At 59.0% G+C, this 25,271-nt stretch carries 21 protein-coding genes; 9 read left to right on the top strand and 12 right to left on the bottom strand.

The genetic code is table 11. From position 1 onward, the window contains the following. The first annotated feature begins 152 nt into the window (after window positions 1-152). Together ACQUTI_RS11560 and ACQUTI_RS11555 are read left to right on the top strand one after the other, a co-directional pair. The gene (locus ACQUTI_RS11560) at window positions 153-1,187 is read left to right on the top strand and encodes a hypothetical protein (protein ID WP_049004319.1); all 1,035 of its coding nucleotides are present in this window, start codon (window positions 153-155) and stop codon (window positions 1,185-1,187) included. Window positions 1,188-1,283: 96 nt separating this feature from the next. Beyond that, window positions 1,284-4,013, top strand: coding sequence for a sigma 54-interacting transcriptional regulator (locus ACQUTI_RS11555; protein ID WP_008805532.1), 2,730 nt, complete (start codon window positions 1,284-1,286; stop codon window positions 4,011-4,013). 52 nt (window positions 4,014-4,065) lie between these two features. Here the strand turns inward: ACQUTI_RS11555 and ACQUTI_RS11550 are convergent, their stop codons facing one another. The 9 genes from ACQUTI_RS11550 to ACQUTI_RS11510 all read right to left on the bottom strand — a co-directional run bounded on the left by ACQUTI_RS11550 (window position 4,066) and on the right by ACQUTI_RS11510 (window position 10,678). Further along, on the bottom strand, window positions 4,066-5,052 hold the full coding sequence (locus ACQUTI_RS11550; protein ID WP_065878480.1) for an SIS domain-containing protein: 987 nt from the start codon (window positions 5,050-5,052) through the stop codon (window positions 4,066-4,068). Window positions 5,053-5,116: 64 nt separating this feature from the next. After that, complete coding sequence (locus ACQUTI_RS11545) at window positions 5,117-6,178, bottom strand: glutamine--fructose-6-phosphate aminotransferase (protein ID WP_065878482.1); 1,062 nt, start codon at window positions 6,176-6,178, stop codon at window positions 5,117-5,119. A gap of 17 nt (window positions 6,179-6,195) precedes the next feature. Beyond that, the gene (locus tag ACQUTI_RS11540) at window positions 6,196-7,050 is read right to left on the bottom strand and encodes a PTS system mannose/fructose/sorbose family transporter subunit IID (protein ID WP_064188085.1); all 855 of its coding nucleotides are present in this window, start codon (window positions 7,048-7,050) and stop codon (window positions 6,196-6,198) included. A gap of 2 nt (window positions 7,051-7,052) precedes the next feature. Next, window positions 7,053-7,796 carry a PTS mannose/fructose/sorbose/N-acetylgalactosamine transporter subunit IIC gene (locus ACQUTI_RS11535; RefSeq protein ID WP_004183295.1) on the bottom strand — a complete coding sequence of 248 codons (744 nt, stop codon included), beginning with the start codon at window positions 7,794-7,796 and terminating at the stop codon, window positions 7,053-7,055. Window positions 7,797-7,810: 14 nt separating this feature from the next. Next, window positions 7,811-8,281 carry a PTS sugar transporter subunit IIB gene (locus ACQUTI_RS11530; protein WP_004202482.1) on the bottom strand — a complete coding sequence of 157 codons (471 nt, stop codon included), beginning with the start codon at window positions 8,279-8,281 and terminating at the stop codon, window positions 7,811-7,813. Beyond that, window positions 8,274-8,708 (bottom strand): PTS sugar transporter subunit IIA, encoded by a 435-nt coding sequence (locus ACQUTI_RS11525; protein WP_002893017.1) that lies wholly within the window; start codon window positions 8,706-8,708, stop codon window positions 8,274-8,276. Before ACQUTI_RS11525 ends, ACQUTI_RS11530 begins: the two co-directional genes overlap by 8 nt. A gap of 247 nt (window positions 8,709-8,955) precedes the next feature. Further along, window positions 8,956-9,609: an oxygen-insensitive NAD(P)H nitroreductase gene (gene nfsB / locus ACQUTI_RS11520; protein ID WP_004202485.1), complete on the bottom strand. Its 654-nt coding sequence runs from the start codon at window positions 9,607-9,609 to the stop codon at window positions 8,956-8,958. Between the two features lie 119 nt (window positions 9,610-9,728). After that, window positions 9,729-10,097, bottom strand: coding sequence for an MmcQ/YjbR family DNA-binding protein (locus ACQUTI_RS11515; protein WP_004202487.1), 369 nt, complete (start codon window positions 10,095-10,097; stop codon window positions 9,729-9,731). Further along, window positions 10,097-10,678, bottom strand: a complete 582-nt coding sequence (locus ACQUTI_RS11510) for a TetR/AcrR family transcriptional regulator (RefSeq protein ID WP_017899014.1) — start codon at window positions 10,676-10,678, stop codon at window positions 10,097-10,099. The genes ACQUTI_RS11515 and ACQUTI_RS11510 overlap by 1 nt, the downstream gene beginning before the upstream one ends. Window positions 10,679-10,857: 179 nt before the next feature. On the opposite strand from ACQUTI_RS11510, the gene ACQUTI_RS11505 reads away from it, so the two are divergent. Beyond that, window positions 10,858-11,973 carry an MBL fold metallo-hydrolase gene (locus ACQUTI_RS11505; protein ID WP_074440955.1) on the top strand — a complete coding sequence of 372 codons (1,116 nt, stop codon included), beginning with the start codon at window positions 10,858-10,860 and terminating at the stop codon, window positions 11,971-11,973. Window positions 11,974-12,003: 30 nt separating this feature from the next. Next, entirely contained in the window at window positions 12,004-12,345 is a 342-nt protein-coding gene (locus tag ACQUTI_RS11500; protein WP_004202492.1) for a RamA family antibiotic efflux transcriptional regulator, read from the top strand. 17 nt (window positions 12,346-12,362) lie between these two features. Here the strand turns inward: ACQUTI_RS11500 and ACQUTI_RS11495 are convergent, their stop codons facing one another. Further along, entirely contained in the window at window positions 12,363-12,611 is a 249-nt protein-coding gene (locus ACQUTI_RS11495) for a DUF1158 domain-containing protein (protein ID WP_002893037.1), read from the bottom strand. 501 nt (window positions 12,612-13,112) lie between these two features. On the opposite strand from ACQUTI_RS11495, the gene ACQUTI_RS11490 reads away from it, so the two are divergent. From ACQUTI_RS11490 to ACQUTI_RS11480, 3 genes are read left to right on the top strand one after another with little or no spacing between them, the layout of a single operon-like run. Continuing rightward, complete coding sequence (locus ACQUTI_RS11490) at window positions 13,113-15,836, top strand: cation-transporting P-type ATPase (RefSeq protein ID WP_162994623.1); 2,724 nt, start codon at window positions 13,113-13,115, stop codon at window positions 15,834-15,836. A 52-nt stretch (window positions 15,837-15,888) separates the two neighbouring features. After that, complete coding sequence (locus ACQUTI_RS11485; RefSeq protein WP_004202498.1) at window positions 15,889-16,968, top strand: efflux RND transporter periplasmic adaptor subunit; 1,080 nt, start codon at window positions 15,889-15,891, stop codon at window positions 16,966-16,968. Window positions 16,969-16,981: 13 nt separating this feature from the next. Continuing rightward, complete coding sequence (locus tag ACQUTI_RS11480; protein ID WP_017899016.1) at window positions 16,982-20,074, top strand: efflux RND transporter permease subunit; 3,093 nt, start codon at window positions 16,982-16,984, stop codon at window positions 20,072-20,074. Between the two features lie 348 nt (window positions 20,075-20,422). On the opposite strand, the gene ACQUTI_RS11475 is transcribed toward ACQUTI_RS11480, so the two are convergent. Then, window positions 20,423-21,142, bottom strand: coding sequence for a phosphodiester glycosidase family protein (locus ACQUTI_RS11475; RefSeq protein WP_004202500.1), 720 nt, complete (start codon window positions 21,140-21,142; stop codon window positions 20,423-20,425). Window positions 21,143-21,189: 47 nt separating this feature from the next. Next, window positions 21,190-22,305, bottom strand: coding sequence for a YbdK family carboxylate-amine ligase (locus ACQUTI_RS11470; RefSeq protein ID WP_004202501.1), 1,116 nt, complete (start codon window positions 22,303-22,305; stop codon window positions 21,190-21,192). A 326-nt stretch (window positions 22,306-22,631) separates the two neighbouring features. Here ACQUTI_RS11470 and ACQUTI_RS11465 point away from each other — a divergent pair, with 326 nt between their 5' ends. Together ACQUTI_RS11465 and ACQUTI_RS11460 are read left to right on the top strand one after the other, a co-directional pair. Next, a complete protein-coding gene (locus ACQUTI_RS11465; RefSeq protein ID WP_043521137.1) occupies window positions 22,632-24,299 on the top strand; it encodes an ABC transporter substrate-binding protein in 1,668 nt (555 codons plus the stop codon). A gap of 18 nt (window positions 24,300-24,317) precedes the next feature. After that, the gene (locus tag ACQUTI_RS11460) at window positions 24,318-25,271 is read left to right on the top strand and encodes an ABC transporter permease (protein ID WP_017899019.1); all 954 of its coding nucleotides are present in this window, start codon (window positions 24,318-24,320) and stop codon (window positions 25,269-25,271) included.

Below are 25,271 nucleotides of genomic sequence, written 5' to 3'. Positions count from 1 at the left end.
ACGATGTTGAGGCCGCCAGCACCGGCAGTTTCAGCAGCCCCAGGACCCGCGGTGATTTGGGTTTGTAGGCCGGGTAAGGCGTACGCCGCCACCCGGCAAAAAGGCGAGCATATTAGCGAAAACAGGTTTGTCATCAGTCTCAAGGAATGCCTATGAACGTAACCCGAAAAGAGCAGCGCATTATTCAGCGCGCGCTGAATGCCTGGCAGGCCAGCGGGGAGTTAACCCCGGCGGACAGTCAGCGGCTGGCGCACACGCTGCGCGTCTCCCCCTTCGACTGGCGGCGCCTGAGCCGCTATGCCTTCTGGACCGCGCTGGCCTGCGTGCTGATTGCTCTGGGCAGTCTGTTTGCCGACAGCGAACTGGTGGCGTGGCTGCTGAGCCTGTTCAGCCACTCGGCGCTGACGCGGATCCTGCTGCCTGCACTGCTGGCAGTCGCCTGCTACGGCTGGGGTTTTCGCCGCCAGCAGCGGGAGACGCAGTGGCACTACAGCACCGAGGCGATTTTGTTTCTGGGCGTCGTCTTTACCGCGTTGGCGCTATGGCAGTTGGGTGAACGGCTGGATAACGGCAGCGGCCATATCGCGCCGCTGTTTCTGGCCGGATGCATGATTTACGGCGCTATCGGCTATGTAGCCCGCTCCGGGCTGGTGTGGCTTTTTTTTCTGCTGGCGCTGGGCAACTGGTTTGGCGCAGAAACCGGCTATGTCTCGGGGTGGGGCGCCTACTGGCTGGGCATGAACTACCCGATTCGCTTCGTCCTGTTCGGCGGCGCGCTGCTGGCGCTCTGCTACGGCGCGCAGTCCTTGCTTCGCCAGCGTCAGCTGTTTACCGTCAGCAAGGCGATGGGCCTCACGTACCTGTTTATTGCGCTGTGGATCCTGTCGATTTTCGGCAATTACGACGCTGACAGCTGGTACAACGTAAGCCAGGCGCGACTCCTGCCGTGGGGGCTGCTGTTTGCCGCGGCGGCCGGCGTCTGCATTTTTATCAGCCTGAAAACCGATGACGCCATGCTGCGCGGCTTTGGGTTAACCTTCCTGGCGATCAATCTCTATACCCGCTTCTTTGAGTTTTTCTGGAACGGGATGCACAAGGTGCTGTTTTTCCTGATCCTTGCCGTCTCGCTGGCGGTGATTGGCCGTTATGCCGAGCGCATCTGGCACGCGGGGAACGTTAAGCCATGAAAAATTAAGCGCTTTTAAAGAAGTGTGGCTGACGGCAGCGACGTCCTGCGCGAATTGTCGTATAAGCGAATTTTACGCTTTTGACAGGGGAGCGAGATGAACAAGGAGTCGATTTTTCGCCAGCTAGAACAACGGATCGCCGGGCGAGCGCTGACGGCGGAAGCGCTGGGCGAGTTTAACGCTATGGCCATTGCCGATAGCTTGAAGCAAAAACGCAGCATCATCAGCCATCATCTGAATAATCTCCATCGCGAGCAGCGGGTGGTCAAAGTGAATGGTCGCCCGGTGCTGTTTTTACCCGTTACCGTTCTGCGCGATCATCACCGCCTGGCGGTTCGGCACGGCGAATACGCCTCCATTCAGGCGCTGTGCGCGGAGCGTCAGGATAGTCTGGCGCAGCTGATTGGCGCGCAGGGCAGCCTGCAGGAAGCATTGCGCCAGTGCAAGGCTGCCATCAGCTACCCTGGCGCAGGTCTGCCGCTGCTGCTGCGGGGCCCTACTGGCACTGGGAAAAGTTTTCTAGCTCGCCAGCTCTGGCACTACGCAATAGATGAAGGCATTTTACCTGCCGATGCGCCTTTTACCGTATTTAACTGCGCCGAGTACGCGAATAATCCAGAACTACTGACCTCGAAGTTATTTGGTCATGCGAAGGGGGCCTTTACCGGCGCCGATAAAGCCGTTCCTGGTCTTATCGAGACCAGCAACGGTGGGGTGTTGTTTATCGATGAGGTTCATCGGCTGCCGCCCGAAGGTCAGGAAAAGCTGTTTCATTTTATGGATAACGGTAGCTGGCGCCGGCTGGGGGAGAGCACCGATGAGCGCAGCGCCACGGTGCGGCTAATTTTTGCTTCAACCGAGGATCTGGAAAAACATTTCCTGGCGACCTTTATTCGCCGTATTCCGGTCATTGTAAAAATTCTGCCGATCGCTGAACGCGGCCAATTCGAGCGGCTGGCGTTTATCCACCACTTTTTCCGCCGTGAAGCCCAGCGTTTGAACCACGATCTGGCGCTGGATGGCGAAATCGTCAGCCAGCTCATGCGTGAAACGCTTGAAGGAAATGTCGGTGGGCTGGAAAATTTGATTCGCAATATTTGCGCCAGCGCCTGGACATTTGGCGAACGTGATAGCGGTCTTTTACACATAAAAGCGGGTTTGCTGCCCGACCGATTACTGGCGGATGCGCCTTTTTCCCTTCAGCAAAATAGCGAGCGGGTTATGATTTACCGCGATGGCGACGCGCAGCCTCTTTTTTCTGGTCGTCACCATGAATACCAACGGCTAACGGAAAATATTTGTAGCCTGTGCGAGGAGTTGGCTCAGGATAATATTAGCGTGCGGACCTTTGAAAAGCTTATTTATCAGAACGTGACGCTCTATCTTGATGCGCTGATGAATCAGGAGAGTACGGTCTCTCTGCAGGACAAACGGCTGCGCTTTATTGAAGATGTGGGCAAAGCAATCGCTGTCAATTATGACCTTCAGCTAAATGTCGAATTCGCTTATCTTACCGGCCGCTACCTCACCAGCCTCCCTCTGGCGCCGCGTAGCGTTGCTGAGCCCGTGCGTCTGGTGATGCAGCGCTGGCTGGACTCCTCGGCGGGGCTGGCGCAGCGTATCGCGGAGAAACTACTGGATGTCGTCAATAATAAATACGATCTGCTCATCGATACGCTTGACCGCCTGGCGGTTGCCGCTATCGTCAGCAATGCGATTGATGCGACCAGCGGCGGAAAAGTGAAAGCGCTGATAATCGCCCACGGTTATTCGACCGCCAGCAGCATTGCCGGCGTTGCCAACCGCCTGATTGGCGAAAAGATCTACCAGGCCATGGATATGCCGATGGAGGTGGCGTTTAACGATGTCAGTCGCGCCGTGGTTGATTATCTCCAGCATACGGACACGCGTGCGGGTGTGATGGTGCTTATTGATATGGGCTACACCAAGGAGATTGCCGATGCGCTTTTGTCGGTGATTCACGGCCCGCTGGTGGTGGTGGATAACGTCACGACCCGCATGGCGCTGAACGTTGCCAGCGAGATCGCGCTGGGAAAAAACATCGAACAAATCGCCGAAGAGATCGTGCCGCTTAATCAGTCGCGTTGGGATGTGTTCTGGCCCGCAGAAAAAAAAGAGCGTGCGCTGCTGGTGACCTGTATTACAGGTATCGGTACCGCATTTAAATTTAAAAATCTGATGGAGAAGAGCCTGCTCAACGATTTTGATATTAACATCATCGCCTGCGAGTATACGCGCTTAAAAAACAGTCGTACGGCGGTATCGTTGCTCCACCAGTATGAAGTTATTGCGGTCGTGGGTACCCACGACCCGCAGCTGGCCGGAGTGCCCTGGGTTGGCATTGAGGAACTACTTGGCGAGCAGGGGCATCGACATCTGAGTCAGCTCTTAAGTGGCTATCTTAATGAAAAGCAAATTGCGCTGATTAATAAAAATATGGTTCGTGAGTTTTCGCTGCATAACGTTGTCAACTCTCTGACGATACTGAATGCCGGAAAAACCATGGGGCATATCGAAACCATTATCGCTGAGTGGCAAAATACGCTTGGTTTTCATTTTAATAATAACTTAATTATCAGTTTATATGTGCATCTCAGCTGTATGATTGAGCGTCTGGTAATGCGTAATGAAATTAGCCATTATAAAGATCTTGAGCAATTTACCCGCCAGCATGGCGAATTTATTGCCATGGTGAATCACTCGTTCCAGCGCCTGAAAATACTCTATAACGTGGCGCTACCGGTAGCGGAAATTGGCTATATTCACGATATTTTTGAATTACGTATTGAAGATTTTAGCTGGTAATTCTCAACGCAGCCCCGGAGAATTACGCCGGGGCTGGCAGGCGGTTAGCGAATCAATATTCGACTTTCCACATATAGCGGCGGGTGGTCAGCGGGTGGTTGCGGGCTGTGGCCAGCGCCAGGTTGTAAACATCCAGTACGCAGTTGTGCAGCAGGCCGCAGAAATATTCGCGCACGCTGGCGTGCAGTGTGTCGATTCCCACCTTTTCCACGTCAATAATCTGCAGTTTTCCCTGGTAACGTTCGATAAAGCGGATCGCGCGGTCATCCAGCGGGCGTGTGCGGCCGCTGCTTTTTAATAAAATAAACGGCGTTCCCGCTTCGGTAATCTCAAAGGGACCGTGGAAATACTCGCCGCTATGGATGCACGCGGAGTTAATCCACTGCATCTCCAGCAGAATACAGATGGATTCCTGATGCGCGGCGCCGAATGAGGGGCCGCTGCCCATCATGTAGATGACCTTTTCGCTCTTCCAGGCTTCGGCAAAATGGCGCGCATCCGCCTGAACCTGCTGCTGAGCGCCGCGTACCACGGATTCAAAACTGGCAAAGGCGCTGACCATCTCATCGTAATGGGCGTATCCCTCAGTTTGCGCAAGCACTTCCAGCGCCAGCCACAGGCTGTATGCCGCTTTTTGCTGCGTCGGATCGACGGTTTCGGGATAGCGCGCCCAGCAGTATTCAATAGTGTAATCGCTGTGTTCGCACAGCGGCGTGCCGGGGGTATATACCAGTCCAATAGTGGCGGCGCCTTTCTGACGCGCGATGCGGGCGGCTTCCACCGTTTCAGCGGTGTTGCCCTGCTGCGAGGCGAGGATCACTACGCTGTTTTTACCTAACGCGTTCGGCGTCGCGTGGACAAATTCATTACTGGTAACATAGCCGACGGCCAGCTTTTTAGCTTCACAATCGAGAAAATATTTCCCCGGCCAGAAACCGGTTAATGAACCACCGCAGCCAACAAACCATACGCGCTCAATGTACTGCTTAGATAAAATATCGCGAATAATAGTATGTGCGTTTTTATGAGCTATAGACATATTGGTCTCCTTGAGATGTAACGGGTCCTCCGCTGAATAGCGGATAACTTTTACTATGCGTCAATTAATTGGGTTGTTTACTTTTCATTTTCTGGTGGAACTGCGGATCCTTCGGTATCGCGGGATCGATGCCCTTCACTGGTGGCAGTCGGGCACAAACCATTTGTAACGGAATGATATATTCAAAGACCGCAAAGTCTGGATCGTTAATAAATGCGAAGGGCATATTTTTGCCGTTATTTTCGACTTGTGGACCAATGCGATAAATATGCTGAGTCCAGCCGCCAAGTATTTCCGCCAGGCGATCCTGACGTTCATCGGGAAACGGATCGAGCATGATCAGGGTAGAGCGCTCGTCGAAGGCGTTATAGATCCCGTGGATGAACTCCTCAAATTCGTAACCGGCAACCGGACAGCGTAGCGTTTCAAGCATCTTTAGCGCACCTTCCTGAACGGTGCCAAACAGCCTTGCCGGACCGGTCAGGCGAATGTCCGCGCTGTCGATAAGCGGTCGGGCATGATTGAGAACCCACGCCTGCGAGGCCGCAATGAGCGTCGGCAAATGATTAAACGTGTTATCCATGCGGATGAGTAGCGCTTTGCGCTCCTCATCGCTCAGGCGCCGCTGGCGACTGGCGACAGCAAGCGCCAGCAGCATCAGATTAAGTATGGTGCAGTGATACCCTTTGGTTTTAGCGCCAGCCCGCTCTTCTCCACAGGGTACTGTTAAGACCAAATCTGCCGCCCGGTCGATAACGGCTGGCGCTTCCCCGGCCATGGAAGCGGTGAGATGCCCGGCTGCCCGGGCGCGTTCCATTGCGGCGAGGGTAGAGAGGCTGCCGCCTCCCTGAGAAATGCCGATGACCAGCGCTTTGTCGCTGAGGGTCAGCGCCGAATCATCCAGCAGAAAAGGCCAGTAGACATCAACGGGTAGCCCGCACCACTGCTGCATAAACGAGCGGGCGGTCAGCGCGCCGTGATAAGAGGTACCGGAGCCGGTCAGGATAATACGCGTGATGCCGCGCTCCGTTAGCGCTTTCGCCGCCTGCCAGAGATCTTCCCGCGTCTGCGTCAGCATAGCGAGCAAACGGGCGGGTGTTTCATTCATATAGTCTTCTACGTGCATGGGTGATATTCCTCTTCTTAAAGCAGGCCTAGCGCGCTGGCCGCCATGCCAAACGCGACGGTTCCTAGCAGGATCCAGTTAATATTGACTCCCTTACGGATCAACTTGTACATCCCGAGGGTGAAAAGCAGCGGCAGCAGCGAAGGAAGAATTTTGTCAATAAACTCCTGCGCCTTCATGGTGGTCTGCCCGGCGGTAAAGCTGAGCGGGGTGGTGATATCTATCATGCTGGCGGTCATCGCGCCGACGACCATGAGGCCAACAATTGATGCGATATAGGTCACCCGGTCCATAAGGCCGCTTTGGTAAATTCTCATCAGCCAGGTCGTACCCGCCCGGTAGCCGAGCTTCAGGCCATACCAGCGGCACAAAAGATGCGGCAGGTTATAAACTAACAGCGCCAGTATCGGTCCCAGCAGGCTGCCCTGCTGGGCGAAATAGATACCCATCCCGGCGGCGATAACCTTTAATGATCCCCAGAAAATGGAGTCGCCGATGCCCGCCAGCGGTCCCATCAGGCTGGTTTTAATCGCGTTTATCGACTCCTCATTAAATTCGGGGTTACGCTGGTTCTCTTCTTCCATGGCAATCGACAGGCCGAAGATAAAGGTCGAGAGATGGGGCGTGGTGTTAAACAGCACCAGATGACGCTGCAGGGCGCGCCCCAGCTCCGTTGGGTCCTGATAGATACGCTTCAGGGCTGGCGACATGGCAAAGGCGTAGCCCATATGCTGCTGGCGCTCGTAGTTCCACGAGCCCTGTAGCGTAAAGGAGCGCCAGAACACGCTGCGTAAATCGCGGGCGGTGATGCGGCTTGCGTCATCGCTTTGCGGCTGGTTAGCGCCAGTCACAGTTTGCGTCATTTCGCTCATGATTAGCTCTCCTGCTGCTTAAGATTAAGGAACTGGCTGATGATAAATGCCAACACCACAGCGAACAGCGCAATGGCGATGATATCCAGTTTGGTATATGCCGCTATCAGAAATCCCAGACCGAGATACGGCATCAGTTTGCTGCTGAGCATCATGCTGATCAGCAGGGCGAAGCCGAGCGCTGGCAGGATCTTACTGGCGACGATCAATCCGTTGGTTATCACCGGTGGAATGGCCTCCAGGAACCAGCTTACCGCCGAAGAACCAAGCAGAATGGCAAAAAAAACCGGTAGAAATCCGTTTAAAAAATAGAGTAGCGTCGGACCGGCGAGGTGCATCAGGCCGACCATTCGGGTATTACCCTGTGCCGCATAGCGATCCGCCAGATGACCAAAGCGGGCGTTCACCACGCGCACCAGGATGCCCAGCGTCTGCGCCAGCATTGAGACAGGGATGGCGATGGTGAGCGCAGCCTCCGGACCGCGGCCGGACATGATCGAAAACGCGGTGGCCAATACGGAGCCGGTCACGATATCTGGCGGGTGCGCGGCGCCGATGGCGACGTTGCCGAGGAAAATAAGCTCCAGCGTAGCGCCAATCAGAATCCCCTCATGCAAATTACCGCAGACCAGACCGGTGAGGGCGCACATCACCAGCGGTCGATCGATCATTGATACCCCAAGCAGGCGGCCATCAAGTATCCCCAGAGCGGCGATCAGGCCGAGTAACGTTGCGGTGAGCAACATAGTGACCTCCGAAGTTAAAGTTGGTCGTTAAGGAGTTCAGCCGAGTGGGCGGGTACCTGACGCATCTCCAGCCGAATGCCTTTTTCTTTTAGCGCTCTGCTATGGGCGATTTCCTCGTCGGTCAGATAGATGGCCTTGCCGAATTGTCTTGCCCCTTCCTTCTGTGGCAGACCACCGTAATTAATTGCGCTAATTTCCGGGATTTTTTCCACTAGCGCGAGGGTTTCCGCAGTATTGCCAAGGACCACCATGACTTTTTTATGATCCAACTTGCCGCTGTTAAGCTTTTCCGCCGCTTGTTCAACGGTGGCGATGTCCAGCGTGACGCCCGCTGGCTTTGCCAGGTTAAGCGACATCGTAATGAAGGCATCCGCCGCGGCTTTGGCGTTGGCGACGATGATATGGTCGATATCCAGCGCTCGGGTCCAGGCAAAAACCACCTGGCCGTGCAGCAGCCGATAATCAATGCGCACGAGTTTAATCATGAGATTCTCCCTGTGGGTCAGAGGATGGTTGTGTTATTAGAGGATTGATGAAAACAATGGATTCACGCGCCGCGCTGGTGGCGTAGATAATCGCGGCCTCGGTAGTGGCTTCTTCGCACAGCAGAAACTCCAGCAGCAGAGTCAGATTGATGCCGGCGACCACGAAAACGTTGCGATGCCGCATCAAGACGCTCACGGCGCTATTGTTAATACTGCCGCCAAGCAGGTCGGTGAAGATCACCACTTCATCACCATTCGCCTGGACGATGAGATGCTCCAGGGTTTGCTCCAGCTGTTCGGTGGTCACGATATCTTCGTCATAGGCGCAGACCGGGATAACGCCGTGTTCATCGCCAATCAGCAGCGACAAACTGTTCACCAGTCCGCGAGCAAAATGGCCGTGGCTGGCCACATAGATATGTTTCACCCGGTTTCTCCTTCATCCAGATAGCGGTATCTGTTAAGAGCAAAGGGCGTGCCAGAAATAAAAAATATTATTTATCAATTAATTAAACCAGCTGGTTCACACTAAAGGCGTTATTCCTGGCACAAGCGGGCTCATTAGCGCCAGAAACCTGGCACAAACGGCAGAAAAAGAGGGGAAAGAGTGGGGGAAGAAAGTCCCGGGCGAGACGCTGCTGCGCCATGGCCCGGGCGTTCCCGGCAGAAGGGAATTAAATCTCGGTAATGGTCGTCGACTGCGGCAGACGCGACTTCGGCAGGGTAGCGTTGAAATCCTCCACGCTATGGTGGCCAACCGGGACCACCACCAGGCTGGTGTAGCCCTTGGCTTTCAGGTCAAACTCCTCATCGAGGATCGCAAAATCAACCCCTTCGATCGGCACGGCGTCGAGGCCCATCGCCGCTACGCCCAGCAGGAAATTGCCCACGTTGAGATACACCTGCTTCGCCATCCACTGATCGTCATCTTTCAGCTCTTTGCGGTGCATATCGGCAAAGAAGGTGCGACCCTTGTGGTTAGCGGCTTTTGCGTCAGGAGTGGCGAAACGGCCATCGGCCTCTTCCTGATCCACGACGCGCTGCAGCCAGGCGTCGTCCATCGCGGTTTTCGCGCAGAACACCACCACGTGCGAGGCGTCAAGAATTTTACGTTCGTTGAACACGTAGGTACCGCTGGCGGCTTTCGCCACGCGGGCTTTGCCTTCATCGGTGCTGGCAACGATAAAGTGCCACGGCTGGGAGTTGGTGCTTGACGGGCTGTACTGCAGCAGCGTTTTCAGCTGTTCCGCTTCCCCGGCAGTCAGCTTTTTCGTGGCGTCAAAGGCCTTGGTGGAATAGCGCTTCAAAGCGACCGATACGATATCCATAACTCTTCCTCACAGTTTACAGCACCTTACCGGTGCGTTCAGGAGAGGAAGAGTACAGCGAAGATCGCAAAATGATAAGGGTGAAAAATGCGATAACACTTATCGCGTTTGGCTGAAAATCAGCGCGGACGCAGGCGCTGCTGCGCCTTTTTGCTCAGCTTGTTCACCACCTGGTGCCACGAATCGTCAATCAGCTCGGCCAGCAGATCCTCGCTGATGTCGTCGCCCGGCACCACCGTGATCCAGTGTTTCTTGTTCATATGGTAGCCGGGTTCGATACTGCGATAAATTTCCTGATTGAGCAGCGACTTCTGCGGCTCGGCCTTCAGGTTGACCAGCGCCCGCCCGCGAATGGTCATGGTGATCATAAAGATGCGGCCGTCGACCTTAAACACATCGTACTCCGGCCCAAAGGGCCAGCAGTGTTCGGTAAACGGGTAGGTCAGGGCGATACGGTGAGCGCAGGGATGCAGTGTTTCCGGCGTCATTAGGCGTCCGCCTCATGCAGGGCGTTCCACATGGCTTCAAAACCGAGGGCGATAATCTCCCGGGCGCGCTGCGGATCGTGGCTGGCGAATTCGATGGTGGTTTCCGCCAGCGACAAAAACAGGGCGTCGCCAAAGGCGCGATACGCCTCGCTGAGGAATATCTCTTTCACCGACAGCTGGCACATTTCGTTGAGCTCCGGAAAGCTCTCTTTCACCTGGCGGCGGGTTTCGTCAGTGATGCGCTCGCTGAGCGCCATACGGCGGATCGCCTTGTGCTCCATCGGGTTGCGCACGCCCCAGTCGATATAGCTGTTCCAGATATTGCGCGCATTCTCTTTCGGGCGCTTCTCGTCCGGATCCAGCCCGGCGATCATGGTGCGCACCAGGCGCAGCTTAATGGCGAGGTACAGTTCGTTGAGCAACTCATCCTTGGTAGCGAAATAGCGAAACAGCGTCCCCTCGGCCACACCGGCGCTGCGGGCGATGGCCGACGTCGAGGCGGCGATGCCGGACTGGGCGAAAGCCGCGGTGGCAGCTTCCAGTAACGCTTGCTTTTTATCTTCACTCTTTGGACGAGCCACTACTTTTTTCCTCACGCAGGTTTAAACAAACCGCCGATCTTTGCACGTCTGACCTGGTTGCTGCAACGGCGGAACGCAAAAATTGAAAATCGTCTTGACGACTTTCATCACATTCCTAATAATGAGTGCGTACTCACTCATAATCAAGTTATATCATAAAGCCTCCGGGATGGGGGCTTTTGTCTGGTCAGGATATGAACCGTGTCACTTTCAGCGTGGTCGCCATCATGTTACTCGCAGCAGCAACGACATTGCCGTTTGTCCTCAATGCCGGTTTTGGTAAGGCGCCGCAGGGGGCACAGCTTAGCCAGGTGGAAGCGTCCCCCCACTACCGGGATGGCCAGTTCCATAACCAGCTGCCCACGCCGGGGTTCACCGGGCAAAAAAATATGCTGGCGGCATGGTGGGATTTCCTGATGACCAAACGGGAAAACGCCCGTCCCGCGCAGCCGCTGCCGCTGGTGAAGACCGATCTGGCGACGCTGCCCCTCGGGCAGGACGTGATGGTCTGGCTCGGCCACTCCTCCTGGTATCTGCAGCTGGCGGGAAAACGCATCCTGATCGACCCGGTGTTCAGCGATTACGCGGCGCCGTTCTCCTTTATTAATAAAGCTTTCCCCGGCGACTATCCGTGGCGGGCGGAAGGGATGCCGGAGATCGATCTGCTGATCATCTCCCACGATCATTACGACCATCTGGATTACGCCACCATCCGCGCTCTGCTGCCGAAAATTAAGCGGGTCATTACGCCGCTGGGGGTTGGCTCGCATCTGCGTTACTGGGGGATGGACGGGGCGCTGATTACCGAAGCGGACTGGCAGCAGGCGATTCCGGTTAACGACGAGCTCATCGTCCACGTCCTGCCGGCGCGGCACTTTTCCGGCCGTGGGCTGAAGCGCAACCAGACGCTGTGGGCCAGTTTTCTGTTCGTTACCCCGCAGCAAAAGATTTATTACAGCGGCGACAGCGGCTATGGGCCGCACTTTAAAGCGATAGGCGATGAATTTGGTCCGGTCGATCTGGCGATCATGGAGAACGGGCAGTATGACCAGGACTGGAAATATATTCACATGATGCCGGATGAAACAGCTCAGGCCGCCGACGACCTGCGCGCTCGCGCGGTGCTGCCTGGGCATGCAGGACGATTCGTTTTGGCGAAACACAGCTGGGATGAACCGTATCAACGGCTGGCGGCTGCCAGCGAAGGAAGGGCCTGGCGTCTGCTGACGCCTGTGCAGGGCGAGCCGGTGTGGGTCGCCGATAAGACGCAATCATTTAACGCCTGGTGGCGCTAAGCGCCAGTGCAGTATCAGAGGAGAGAGCATATGACGATTTCCGCTCAGGTGATTGATACTATCGTCGAGTGGATTGATGATAACCTGCATCAACCGCTGCGTATTGATGATATCGCTCGCCATGCCGGGTATTCGAAATGGCATCTGCAACGGCTGTTTTTACAGTATAAAGGGGAGAGCCTGGGGCGCTATATTCGCGAAAGGAAGCTGCTGCTGGCCGCCCGCGATCTGCGTGACACCGATCAGCGGGTCTACGATATCTGCCTGAAGTATGGCTTCGATTCGCAACAGACCTTTACCCGCGTCTTCACCCGGACCTTCAATCTGCCGCCGGGCGCCTACCGTAAAGAGAACCACAGTCGCGCCCACTGAGGCGCGCCCTTCCTGGTTTAGCGTTCGAGCGAAAACCAGCGACGCCACACCCAGCGCAGCACCAGATACTCAATGGCGCCCAGTGCTAAGAACCACAAACAAAACAACACCGTATAAAGCTGGTTGAGATCCATCATATGGAATGTCTCAACCAGCTTTTGCGCCAGCGTCAGGCCCAGCGACGGCGCGGGCAACAGCAGACAGGAGAGCAGAGCCAGGAGCAGGATCCCGGCGGCGGAGAGGAGCGTTTCCAGCGGATGTTTCATGTCATGTTAATCATCAGTTAAAAAACATATTGTCCGGCAAAATAATCCCTAACGCAATATGCTTTGTATTTTACTCGCCTTAATGCGCCTCTGTTTAATATTATGGCCTGCCTTTTATTCCCATGTTAATTAATCTGAAATAATTTGTAATTAAATTAAAATCAGTCTCCTGTAAATTACTGTCATTATTATGCCAGCGCTTTTACAAAACTATAAGTGCTATATCCCACCAGCGTGGCAGCGATGATGGCCAGCAGGATGTACAGCGCCAGACGGCGTCCGCGGTAGATTCCAAACATATTTAACCTCGTTTAGTTTTGGTTTATTAATATTCTGTAATAGTTGGCTCGTGGAATTAACTTACCACATATTTTTTATTTTGCGAAAAATTTAGGCTTGTATTGGTTCACATTTTTATCGGCTTTTTCGCCACCTTTTACTGCATTGGCCAGGAATGATTTCAGGCTTTCCGACTCACGGAATTTATAAGGAAAATGTAATTTGACCAAGATGAATAACCCAAAGTTTACGACGCCCTCGGGCGACACCGCGCCACGGCAGGTCTGGCAGCAGACCGTTGACGCAGTGCTGGCGCAGACCAAAAGCCAGGCCGCTGGGTTAAGTTCCGCAGACGCCGCCGAGCGCCTGAATAGCTGTGGGCCGAACGCGCTGCCGGAAAAGAAAGGGAAACCGGCCTGGCTGCGCTTTCTTGCCCACTTTAACGACGTACTGATTTACGTGCTGCTGGCCGCCGCGGCGCTGACCGCCATCATGGGGCACTGGGTCGATACCCTGGTGATCCTCGGCGTGACGGTGATTAACGCCCTGATCGGCCATATCCAGGAGAGCAACGCCGAAAAGTCCCTGCAGGGGATCCGCAACATGCTCTCCAGCGATGCCCGCGTCCAGCGTAACGGCAAACATGAGACTATCCCGACGCGCGACCTGGTTCCGGGAGATATCGTTATCCTGCGCGCCGGCGACCGCGTGCCGGCGGACATGCGGCTGATTGAAACGCACAACCTGCGGGTGGAAGAGGCGATCCTCACCGGCGAGTCGACGGTGGTGGATAAAATCACCGACGCGCTGGAAGGCGACCTGCCGTTGGGCGACCGGGTGAACATGGTCTTCTCCGGGACCACCGTCAGCGCCGGCGGCGGCGTCGGCGTGGTGACCGCCACCGGCGCGCAGACCGAACTCGGCCACATTAACCAGATGATGGCGGGCATTGAGAAGCACCGCACCCCGCTGCTGGTGCAAATGGATAAGCTCGGCAAAGCGATTTTCGTCATTATCCTCGCCATGATGGTGGCGCTGTTTATCTTCAGCCTCGCGCTGCGGGATATCGCGATGGGCGAGCTGCTGCTGTCGCTGATTAGCCTGGCGGTGGCCGCGGTACCGGAAGGACTGCCGGCGATCATCTCAATTATTCTGTCGCTCGGCGTGCAGACGATGGCGCGCAAGCGGGCGATTATCCGTAAGCTGCCGACCGTGGAAACCCTCGGCGCCATGACCGTGGTCTGCTCGGATAAAACCGGCACCCTGACGATGAACGAAATGACCGTCAAGGCGATCATCACCGCCGACTGCTGCTACCGGGTGGAAGGCGACAGCTATGAGCCGCAGGGGCGGATCTTCCTTGAGGGGAGCGATGAGCCCGTGCAGGTTCAGCCGGGTACCGTGCTGGAGACCTGGCTGCGCACCATCGACCTGTGCAACGACAGCCAGCTTATCCAGGATGAGCGCGGCCTGTGGGGGATCACCGGCGGGCCAACCGAAGGGGCGCTGAAGGTGCTGGCGGCGAAAGCGCAGCTCCCGGCGGTGGAGGCCCGTCTGGTGGCCAAGATCCCCTTTGACTCGCAGTACAAATATATGTCCACGCTGCAGCACATCGATGGCGATGCCCGGGTGTTAATCACCGGTGCGCCGGACGTCATCTTCGGCATGTGCCGTGAGCAGATGAGCCGCCAGGGCGCGGTGCCGTTCGAGGCGCAGTACTGGGAAGAGGAGATGGCGCGCTTCGCCCGTCAGGGGCTGCGCATGGTGGCGGCGGCCTGTAAGCCGGCCAGCCTTGATGCTACCACGTTGAACCATGAGGATCTGCAGGAGGGACTGATTTTCCTCGGCATCGCCGGAATGATGGATCCGCCGCGTCCGGAAGCTATTGACGCTATCCACGCCTGCCAGACCGCCGGCATCCGCGTGAAGATGATCACCGGCGACCACCCGCAGACGGCGATGAGCATCGGCCAGATGCTGGGGATCACCAACAGCAGCCAGGCCATGACCGGCTACCAGCTGGAGCACATGGACGATGCGGCGCTGGCGAAGGCGGCGGTGGAGTACGACATCTTTGCCCGCACCAGTCCGGAGCATAAGCTGCGCCTGGTGAAAGCCCTGCAGGATAACGGCGAAGTGGTCGGCATGACCGGCGACGGCGTCAACGACGCGCCGGCGCTGCGCCAGGCCGACGTGGGTATCGCGATGGGTATCAAAGGGACCGAGGTCACCAAAGAGGCGGCCGATATGGTGTTGACCGATGACAACTTCGCGACCATCGCCAGCTCGGTGAAAGAGGGGCGCCGGGTCTATGACAACCTGAAGAAGACCATCCTCTTCATCATGCCGACCAACCTGGCGCAGGGACTGCTGATCATCATCGCCCTGCTGGCGGGGAACATGATTCCGCTGACCCCGGTGCTGATCCTGTGGATGAACATGGCGACGTCGGCGACGCTCTCCTTCGGCCTGGCCTTTGAGGCCGCGGAGCGCAACGTGATGAACCGCCCGCCGCGTAAAACCGGCCAGCACGTGATGGATGGTTTCGCCGTGTGGCGGGTGGCTTTCGTCGGGTCTATGATTGCTATTGCCGCCTTTATCCTTGAGGCCTGGCTGGCACCGCGCGGTCACAGTCCGGAGTTTATCCGCACCGTGCTGCTGCAGATGCTGGTGACGGCGCAGTGGGTCTACATGATCAACTGCCGCAGCAGCGACAGCTTCTCCCTGAGCATGGGCCTGCTGCGCAACAAAGGCATCTGGCTGGTGACCGGTGTCCTGCTGCTGATGCAGCTGGTGATTATCTATGTCCCGCTGATGCAGAACATGTTTGGCACGGAAGCGCTGCCGCTGCGCTACTGGTTTGTCACCCTGGTCATCGGCATCGCCATGTTCCTGGTGGTGGAAATCGAGAAGCGTCTGACGCGCCGGTTCCGCAAAACGGCCTGATCGATCTCGCGCGCCTCGCCGCAGGCGCGCGTTACTGTCGCAAGGATCCCCTATGATTAAAACCTTCCGCTTTGCGCTGCTGGCTAGCGCCCTGGCCAGCAGCGCCCTGACGGCCACCGCCGCGCCGGCGGTGCCGGTCCGCGTCGCCACGGCCGAACTGGCTCCTCATGCTGAAGAACGCGCCATCCCCGGACGGGTCGAGGCAATCCGCGCCGTCGACATTCGCGCGCGCACCGAAGGGGTGATTGTTCAGCGCCACTTCCAGGACGGGCAGTATGTGACCGAGGGCGACCTGCTGTTTACCCTCGACGACGCACAGCCCCGCGCGGCGCTGGCCCTGGCGCAGGCCGAGCTGAAAAGCGCAGAGGCCTCATTACGCCAGTCGCAACAGCTGCTCACTCGCTACGAGCGACTCATCAACAACCACTCCATCAGCCGCAACGACGTCGACACAGCTCGGATGCAGCGCGACGTCGCCGCCGCTGCCGTGCAGCAGGCGAAAGCCCGCGTCGAGGCCCAGCAGATTGTGCTCAGTTATACCCGGATTGCGGCGCCGGTGACCGGACGGGTGGGTCACAGCGCCTTTCACGTCGGGACGCTGATTAACCCATCCAGCGGAGTGTTAGTGGACATTGTGCAGCTGGATCCGGTGCGGGTCTCGTTCGCCCTCGACGAAGCCGCGTTTTTCAGCAAAACCGGCCAGCATGCCGACATCCACGCTCTGAAACAGGCGTGGCTGGCGCAGATTGACGTGGATGGCAAACGGCGCGACGGGGTGCTGACCTCCATCGATAACCGGATCGACGCCCGCACCGGCAGCGTAGCGGTGCGGGCGGAGTTCGCCAATCCGCAGCACCGTCTGCTGCCGGGCGGCAGCGTAACAATCCTGTTCCGTCCGCAGGAGCTGCAGTCACGGGTGATGATCCCGGCCGCCGCCGTGCAGCAGGATCCGCAGGGCTTTTTCAGCTGGGTGCTGAAGCCGGACCATACCGCCGGGCAGCGTCGTCTGACCCTCGCGGGGCAGCAGGGGCAGCAGTTTGCGGTTGAGAAAGGGCTGCAGGCGGGCGAGCAGGTGATCACCGACGGCGCGCAGCGGTTGCGCGAAGGCGCCGCGGTACAGGTGCTGAACTAAGTAAGGAGAAGGGATGCTGACCTTTTTTATCCGTCGTCCGCGATTTGCCATGGTGATCGCGCTGCTGCTGACCTTTGTCGGCGCGGTGTCGCTGAAGCTGATCCCGGTGGAGCAGTACCCGGCGATCACGCCTCCGGTGGTGAACGTTACCGCCAGCTGGCCAGGCGCCAGCGCGTCAGACGTGGCGGAGGCTATCGCCGCCCCGCTGGAGACCCAGCTCAACGGCGTCGATCATATGCTGTATATGGAGTCCACCAGCTCGGATGAGGGAACGTACCGCCTGAGTATTACCTTCGCGGCGGGCACCGATGCCGACCTGGCGGCGATCGACGTGCAAAACCGGGTGTCGCAGGCGCTGGCGCAGCTCCCGGCGGAGGTGCAGCAGAATGGGGTCCAGGTACGCAAGCGCGCCAGCAACCTGCTGATGGGGGTAAGCCTTTATTCGCCGCTGGGCACGCTGTCGCCGCTGTTTGTCAGTAACTACGCCAGCACCCAGGTACGCGAGGCGCTGGCGCGCCTGCCCGGCGTCGGCGAGGTGCAGATGTTTGGCGCCCGGGATTACAGTATGCGCATCTGGCTGCGTCCGGACCGCATGAACGCCCTCAACATCACCACGGATGACGTTGCCCAGGCGCTGCGCGAGCAGAATGTGCAGGGCGCGGCGGGGCAGGTGGGCACCCCGCCGGTATTCAACGGTCAGCAGCAGACGCTGACCATCAACGGGCTGGGGCGTCTGAACGAGGCGGCCAGCTTTGGCGAGATTATCCTCCGCCGCGGCGCGCAGGGGCAGTTGGTTCGCCTCGCTGACGTGGCGACCATTGAGCTGGGCGCCCGCAGCTACAGCTCCGGCGCGCAGCTGAACGGTAAAGCGTCGGCCTATCTGGGTATCTACCCGACGCCCACCGCCAATGCCCTGCAGGTCGCCAGCGCAGTGCGCGCTGAGCTTAACCGCCTGCACACCCGCTTTCCGGCGGATCTCACCTGGGAGGTGAAGTTCGATACCACCCGCTTTGTGGCGGCGACGATCAAAGAGATCGGCGTCTCGCTGGCGCTGACCCTGCTGGCGGTGGTCGTGGTGGTGTCGCTGTTCCTGCAGAGCTGGCGGGCGACGCTGATCGTAGTGCTGGCAATCCCTGTGTCACTGATCGGCACCTTTGCGGTGCTCTATCTGCTGGGCTACAGCGCCAACACCCTCAGCCTGTTCGCGATCATTCTCGCCCTGACGATGGTGGTGGATGACGCCATTGTGGTGGTGGAGAATGTGGAAACCAAAATGGCGGAAGGGCTGGATCGCCTGCAGGCCACCGCCCAGGCGCTGCGGCAGATCGCCGGGCCGGTGATCGCTACGACCCTGGTGCTGCTGGCGGTGTTTGTGCCGGTGGCGCTGCTCCCGGGGATCGTCGGCGAGCTGTACCGGCAGTTTGCCGTGACGCTCTCCACCGCGGTGGCCCTGTCGAGCCTGGTGGCGTTAACCCTAACCCCAGCCCTCTGCGCGCTACTGCTGCGCCCGCGTCCCGCCCGGCCGGCGGCGGTGTGGCGGGCGTTTAACCGTCTCCTCGACGGCACCCGCGACGGCTATGGCCGGCTGGTTGGCTGGATGAACCGCCGCCCCTGGCTGGCGCTGGCGGCGACGGTCGCGGCGGGCGCGCTGGTGGCGTTCAGCTTTAGCTCAATGCCGAAAGGCTTCCTGCCGCAGGAAGATCAGGGTTACCTGTTTGCCAGCGTGCAGCTGCCGGAGGCGGCGTCGCTGGAGCGTACCGAAGCGGTGATGGCCCAGGCGCGCAAGCTGCTGATGGCTAACCCGGCGGTGGAGGATGTGATTCAGGTGTCCGGCTTTAACATTCTCAACGGCACCAGCGCCGCTAACGGCGGGTTTATCTCGGTGATGCTCAAGGACTGGCATCAGCGGCCGCCGCTGGATACGGTGATGGCGGATATCCAGCGCCAGCTGCTGTCGCTGCCGGAGGCGACGATCATGACCTTCGCGCCGCCGACCCTGCCGGGCCTGGGCAATGCCTCGGGATTTGACCTGCGCATCCTGGCGCAGGCCGGTCAGTCGTCGGCGGAGCTGGAGCAGGTGACGCGGGAGATCCTTCAACTGGCGAACCAGCATCCGCAGCTGAGCCGGGTGTTTACCACCTGGAGCAGCAACGTGCCGCAGCTGACCCTGACGGTCGACCGCGACCGGGCGGCGCTGCTGGATGTGCCGGTGGCGCAGATCTTCAGCAGCCTGCAGACGGCGTTCGGCGGCACGCGCGCCGGCGATTTCAGCCTTAACAACCGTGTCTATCATGTGGTGATGCAAAATGAGATGCAGTGGCGCGAGCGGGCTGAGCAGATTAGCGAGCTGTACGTCCGCAGCCGCGACGGCGAGCGGGTGCGGCTGAGCAATCTGGTCACCATTACGCCGACGGTGGGGGCGCCGTTTATTCAGCAGTACAACCAGTTCCCGTCCGTGTCGGTGAGCGGTTCAGCGGCCGAGGGGGTCAGCAGCCGTACGGCGATGGCGGCCATGGAGCAGATTCTGCAGGCCCATCTACCGCCGGGGTATGACTACGCCTGGAGCGGCATCTCCTGGCAGGAGCAGCAGACCGGCAATCAGGCGGTGTGGATCGTGCTGGCGGCGGTGGCGATGGCGTGGCTGTTCCTGGTGGCGCAGTATGAGAGCTGGACGCTGCCGGCGAGCGTCATGCTTTCGGTGCTGTTCGCCATCGGCGGAGCACTGCTCTGGCTGTGGACGGCGGGCTATGCCAACGATGTGTATGTCCAGATAGGACTGGTGCTGCTGATCGCCCTGGCGGCGAAGAATGCGATTCTGATCGTTGAGTTTGCCCGCAGCCGGCGCGAAGAGGGATTGTCGATAGTCGACGCCGCGCGCGAGGGCGCCACCCGCCGCTTCCGCGCGGTGATGATGACCGCGGTGTCGTTTATTATCGGCATCATGCCGATGATGCTCGCCACCGGCGCCGGGGCGCAGAGCCGGCGGATCATCGGCACCACGGTGTTCAGCGGAATGCTGGTGGCGACGATGGTTGGCATCCTGTTTATTCCTTCGCTGTATGTGCTGTTTCAGCGTATGCGCGAGTGGGCGCATCGGCGGGGGTAAGCGCGGCGCTACCGGTCGGTAACGGGGATACTCCAGGCTGCAACGACTACCGGGCGGTCCCCTCTCCCTTAGGGAGAGGGGGAGGGTGAGGGGGGGTTTTGCGTTCACGTTGCGTTTGGGCGTGAGCCCCGCCTTATCTGCCGACCTCCGGTTAGCCGATTTCAGCGGGAATCGGCCCTGCTGCACGCCCGTAGATTTCAGTGGCCATACCATAGCGAACAGACTCTGTAGGCCCGGTAAGCGCAGCGCCACCGGGCAAGGACATCGGGCACGGCGGCAATACCTTGCCCGGCCTGTCGTTAATTTATTCACTCTCCTGGCTGGAATGGCCGCCCCCAAACGAGCCGGCTATTTCCTCTCCACCGTTATCATGGTCACGAACGGATGATATTGCCACGGCACGCTGCCGCCTTTGCGGTACATCTTCGACAGGGTGCCGTCGAGATAAAGCATCTGCCGCACCCCAAGCTTTGACTGCGCATAGCAGGCAAAATCATAGAAGTTGGTCTCGCGATCGCTGAGCATGAACACCACCCGGCCTTGCTTATCGATGCCAACCCCGTTGCGCAGTTTGCGCGAGCTGGCGGAGGGCTTCAGCCGCCAGTTGATGACGCCATTCTCAATCAGCATCGGGCCGGACTGCACCGCATAGCGGATGGCGGGAGAGCGTTTGTACGCCGGCAGCGGCACGATTTTCGCCCGACCGTTCTCCACCAGGAATACGCCGCCGGGGCGGATAAAGAAGTTCCCGCCGCCGGCGGAGCGGTTTACCGGCGTCAGGCGTTTGCCGTCTTCGATATACAGCCCCAGCGGCGCGTAGGCCTTATCGTAAATGCCGCCGTTCATCGCCATCTGCACCCGGCCATCGCCATCGATACCCGCCAGCAGCGAACGCAGGGAACCCCAGGCTTTACCGTGCCGATCCAGCCAGTACATTGCAATGCGCTCTTTCTGCGCATCCACCCGATAGCTCTGCAGGGTTAGCGTCGGGTCGGTGAGGGTACAGGCGGCGCTGGCGACGGCGGCCAGGGGCAGCAGCGCCAGGGGGAGCAGGCAGCGTAATAACATGGGCAATCCTTTCTATGGTCTGCGCCGAGTATACCCGCCTCGCTGTCTTATGCCGCCCAAATCTCACAGTGTTTTTGCACCAGCCCGGAAAGCGAACCGCCGTTGGCGATAAACTCGCGCATCTGCTGCGCCTCGCTGTGCGGCGATTTCGCCTGGCGAACCACCGCCTCCAGCGCCGCCGTCGCCTTCAGCTGATGGGCGAAAGGAGCCAGCCGGTCGGCGAGCTGCAGGATCTCCTGGCGGATGCTGCGCTGCTCCCCGCTGCGCACGTCGGTAAGGGTCCCGTCCAGCCCGTAGCGGCAGGCCTGATAGCGGTTAAAAGGGTACAGCAGATAATCATCAGGCTGGTGCTTAAAGGGGCGCTCCGTCAACAGCCAGCAGGCCAGGGTCTGTATAAAGCCGGCGATATGGATCGCCTGGGCGAGGGTCAGAGGAGTGTCCATCACCCGCACCTCGACGGTCCCAAACTGCGGGCTGGGGCGAATATCCCAGTGCAGATCCTTCATGCTGTCGATCATGCTGGTGTAGCTCAGCTGGCGGAACAGGCGACGAAACCCCTGCCAGTCGGCCACCCACGGCATCGGACCGTTGTCGGGATAAGAGGAGAAGCGGTTGAGGCGCGAACAGGCGAAGCGGCTGTCGGTGCTGTCGAACCACGGCGAGGCGGCGTTGAGGGCGATGAAGTGCGGCACAAAGCGCGACAAGCCGTGCAGCAGATAGATGGCGTCGTCGCCGCTCTGACAGCCGACGTGCACATGCTGGCCAAAGACCGTCGCCTGCTGCGCCAGATAGCCAAAATGCTCGACGGTTTTGACATAGCGCGGATTGTCGCTGATCTGCTGGCGCTGCCAGGCATGAAAGGGGTGGGAACCCCCGCCGCAGATCTGCAGATGATGATGCAGCGCCGCGCGCTGGACCGCCTGCTGGATGGCGCTGAGCTGGATTTGCGCATGGCTGATGTCGCGGCACACCCCGGTGGCGATCTCCAGCATGCTCTCGGTGATATCGTGCTTGGCTTCTCCCACGGTCAGCTCATGCTGGACGTCGGCAATCAGCGTCGAGGCATCCTGGCTGAGGTCGTAACCCGGCGGGTTCACCACCTGCAGCTCCAGTTCGATACCGAGGGTAAAAGGATCGGAGCGGTGAAAATCGGCTAAAGGCATAGTCTCTCCCGGTCGATGTGTTCCCTGAAGTATAGAAGGGATTGATCCCGAGGGAGAATACGCGGCGGCGGAGGACGGGGATGAATAAAAAAGTGACGCAGAGTGATTATTTGAAATTTGCCATATAGCGGCTGGTGCAATTCTGCAACATATTTCCCGCTGGCGGTGCGACGGAATAAGGTGCAATTATTTTCCCATAATTATCATGGTGATAATATAAGTCCCTCTTATTTTACCGGTCGGTTTTGGCCTATTATCGCCCGCGTAAGAGCTGGTACGCATTTTGCCTGTTAATCCGTGACACTTTATTTAACAGGGATCATGTGATGCACAAAAAGACGTTATTTTCGCGTGCCGGTCGTTTCGCCGTGGCGGTGAGCGGCGCACTGGCCCTGGCGGGCGCCGCCTTACCTGCCAACGCCTCCACGCTGCGGATCGCCATGACCGCCGCGGATATTCCGTTAACCCTCGGCCAGCCGGATCAGGGCTATGAGGGCAACCGCTTTACCGGCATCCCGCTGTACGACGCGCTGGTGGAGTGGGATCTGTCGCAAGGTGAAAAGCCCAGCGGTCTGGTGCCGGGGCTGGCGACCGAGTGGCACATCGATCCGCAGAACACCAGCCGCTGGATTTTCACCTTGCGTCCGGGCGTCAGGTTCCATGATGGGACGGAGGTGAACGCCGACGCCATCGTGTGGAACGTGGATAAGGTGCTGAATAAAGCGGCGCCGCAGTACGCCCCGGGGCAGATCGGCAACACCCTGTCGCGGATGCCGACCCTCACCGGCGCGGAGAAAATTGACGACCACACCGTGGCGCTGACCACCTCGGAACCGGACGCGCTGCTGCCGTACAACATCACCAACCTGTTTATTGTCTCGCCCACGGCGTGGCAGAAGCAGTATGACGCGGTGCCGGCCAGCGCGGGGGATAGCGCCGCGCGCAGCAAACAGGCATGGACCGCCTTCGCCGCCCATGCGGTGGGCAGCGGCCCGTTCAAACTGGAGAAGCTGGTGCCGCGTCAGCAGCTGATCCTCGCGAAAAACCCCGACTACTGGAACAAAGATCGCATTCCCCGGGTGGATAAGGTGGTGCTGATCCCTTTGCCGGAGGCCAACGCCCGCACCGCGGCGCTGCTGTCGAAGCAGGTGGACTGGATTGAAGCCCCGGCGCCGGACGCCATCGATCAGATCAAGTCTCAGGGTTTTCACCTTTACGCCAACACCCAGCCGCACCTGTGGCCCTGGCAGTTCTCCTTTGAAAAAGGATCGCCGTGGCAGGACATTCGGGTGCGCAAAGCGGCCAACCTGTGTCTGAACCGCGCCGAGCTGAAGAGCTACCTCGGCGGCTACATGACCGAGGCCACCGGGGTCTACGAGGCCGACAGCCCGTGGCATGGCAAACCCACCTTCCAGATCAAATATGACCCGGACGCCGCCCGTCAGCTGATGACCGAGGCTGGATACAGCGCCGGCAAGCCGCTGCACGTCACGGTGGCCACCTCGGCCTCCGGCTCCGGGCAGATGCAGCCTTTGCCGATGAACGAGTATATCCAGCAGAGCCTGAAGAGCTGCTTCTTCAATGTGGATATTAAAGTGGTGGAATGGAACACCCTGTTCACCAACTGGCGCCTGGGCGCCCGGGATCCCTCGGCAAAAGGGATCGACGCGATCAACGTCAGCGCCGCGGTCAATGATCCCTATTTTGGCCTGATCCGCTTCTCGACCGCCAAAGCGTTTCCGCCGGTGGCGACCAACTGGGGCTACTTCGCCACCCCAGAGACGGAAAAACTCGCCGCCGCCGTCAAGCACGCCTTTACCCCGGAAGCGATGAATAAAGCCGCCGGCGATCTGCACGCCGCGCTGGTGGATCAGGTGCCGTTCCTGTTTGTCGCCCACGACGTCGGGCCGCGCGCGATTTCGCCCGCGGTGACCGGAGTGGTGCAACCGCAGAGCTGGTTTATCGACCTCAGCCTGGTGAGCAAAAAAGAGTAATCGCGAAAGGGGCAACCGATGATCAATACGCTGCTATACCGCATTCTACTGGCTATCCCCACCATGCTTGGGGTGGCGGTGATCTGTTTCATGCTGGTGCAGATCGCGCCGGGCGACCCGCTGGTGTCGGTGATGCCGCCGGACGCCTCGGAGGCGCTGCGCCAGACGCTGATGCAGGCCTACGGCTTTGATAAGCCGCTGCCTCTGCAGTTTATCCACTGGCTGTGGCGGGCACTGCACGGCGACCTCGGTATGTCGGTCGCCACCGGCCGCCCGGTGATAGACGAGGTGATGACCGCAGTGGCTTACTCCCTGCGCCTGGCGCTGCTGGCGACGGCGATCGGCTTCGTCCTCGGCAGCCTGTTTGGCTTTGTCGCCGGCTATTTTCGCAACAGCGTCATTGACCGTCTGGCCTCGGTGTTGTCGGTGTTTGGCGTCAGCGTGCCACATTACTGGCTGGGGATGCTGTTGGTGATCCTCTGCAGCGTCAAGTTCGCGCTGCTGCCGGCCACCGGCGGCGGGCCGATAGGCGAGGTGGGCTGGCAATGGGACTGGGCGCACCTGCAGTTCATGCTGCTGCCGGCCATCACGCTGTCGGTGATCCCGACCGGGATTATCGCCCGCACCGTGCGCTCGCAGGTAGCCGATATCCTCAGCCAGGAGTTTATCGTTGGCCTGCGCGCCCGCGGCCTTAACGAATCGCGCATCTTTGTCCACGTCATGAAAAATGCCGCGCCAACCGCGCTGGCGGTGATGGGGCTGCAGGTGGGCTATCTGATGGGCGGCTCGATCCTCGTGGAGACCGTCTTCTCCTGGCCGGGGACCGGGCTGCTGCTCAACACCGCCATCTTTCAGCGCGACTTGCCCCTGCTGCAGGGCACTATCTGGGTGCTGGCGCTGTTTTTCGTGTTGCTCAACCTGTTGGTGGATATTCTGCAGGCCACCCTCGACCCGCGCATTAAGAGGAGCTGA

Source organism: Klebsiella sp. 7-CIP_Kleb. (assembly GCF_050378655.1).
Lineage (GTDB): Bacteria > Pseudomonadota > Gammaproteobacteria > Enterobacterales > Enterobacteriaceae > Klebsiella > Klebsiella quasipneumoniae.
The sequence above is the reverse complement of the archived record's forward strand: the minus strand, read 5'-3'. Positions and strand labels throughout refer to the sequence as shown.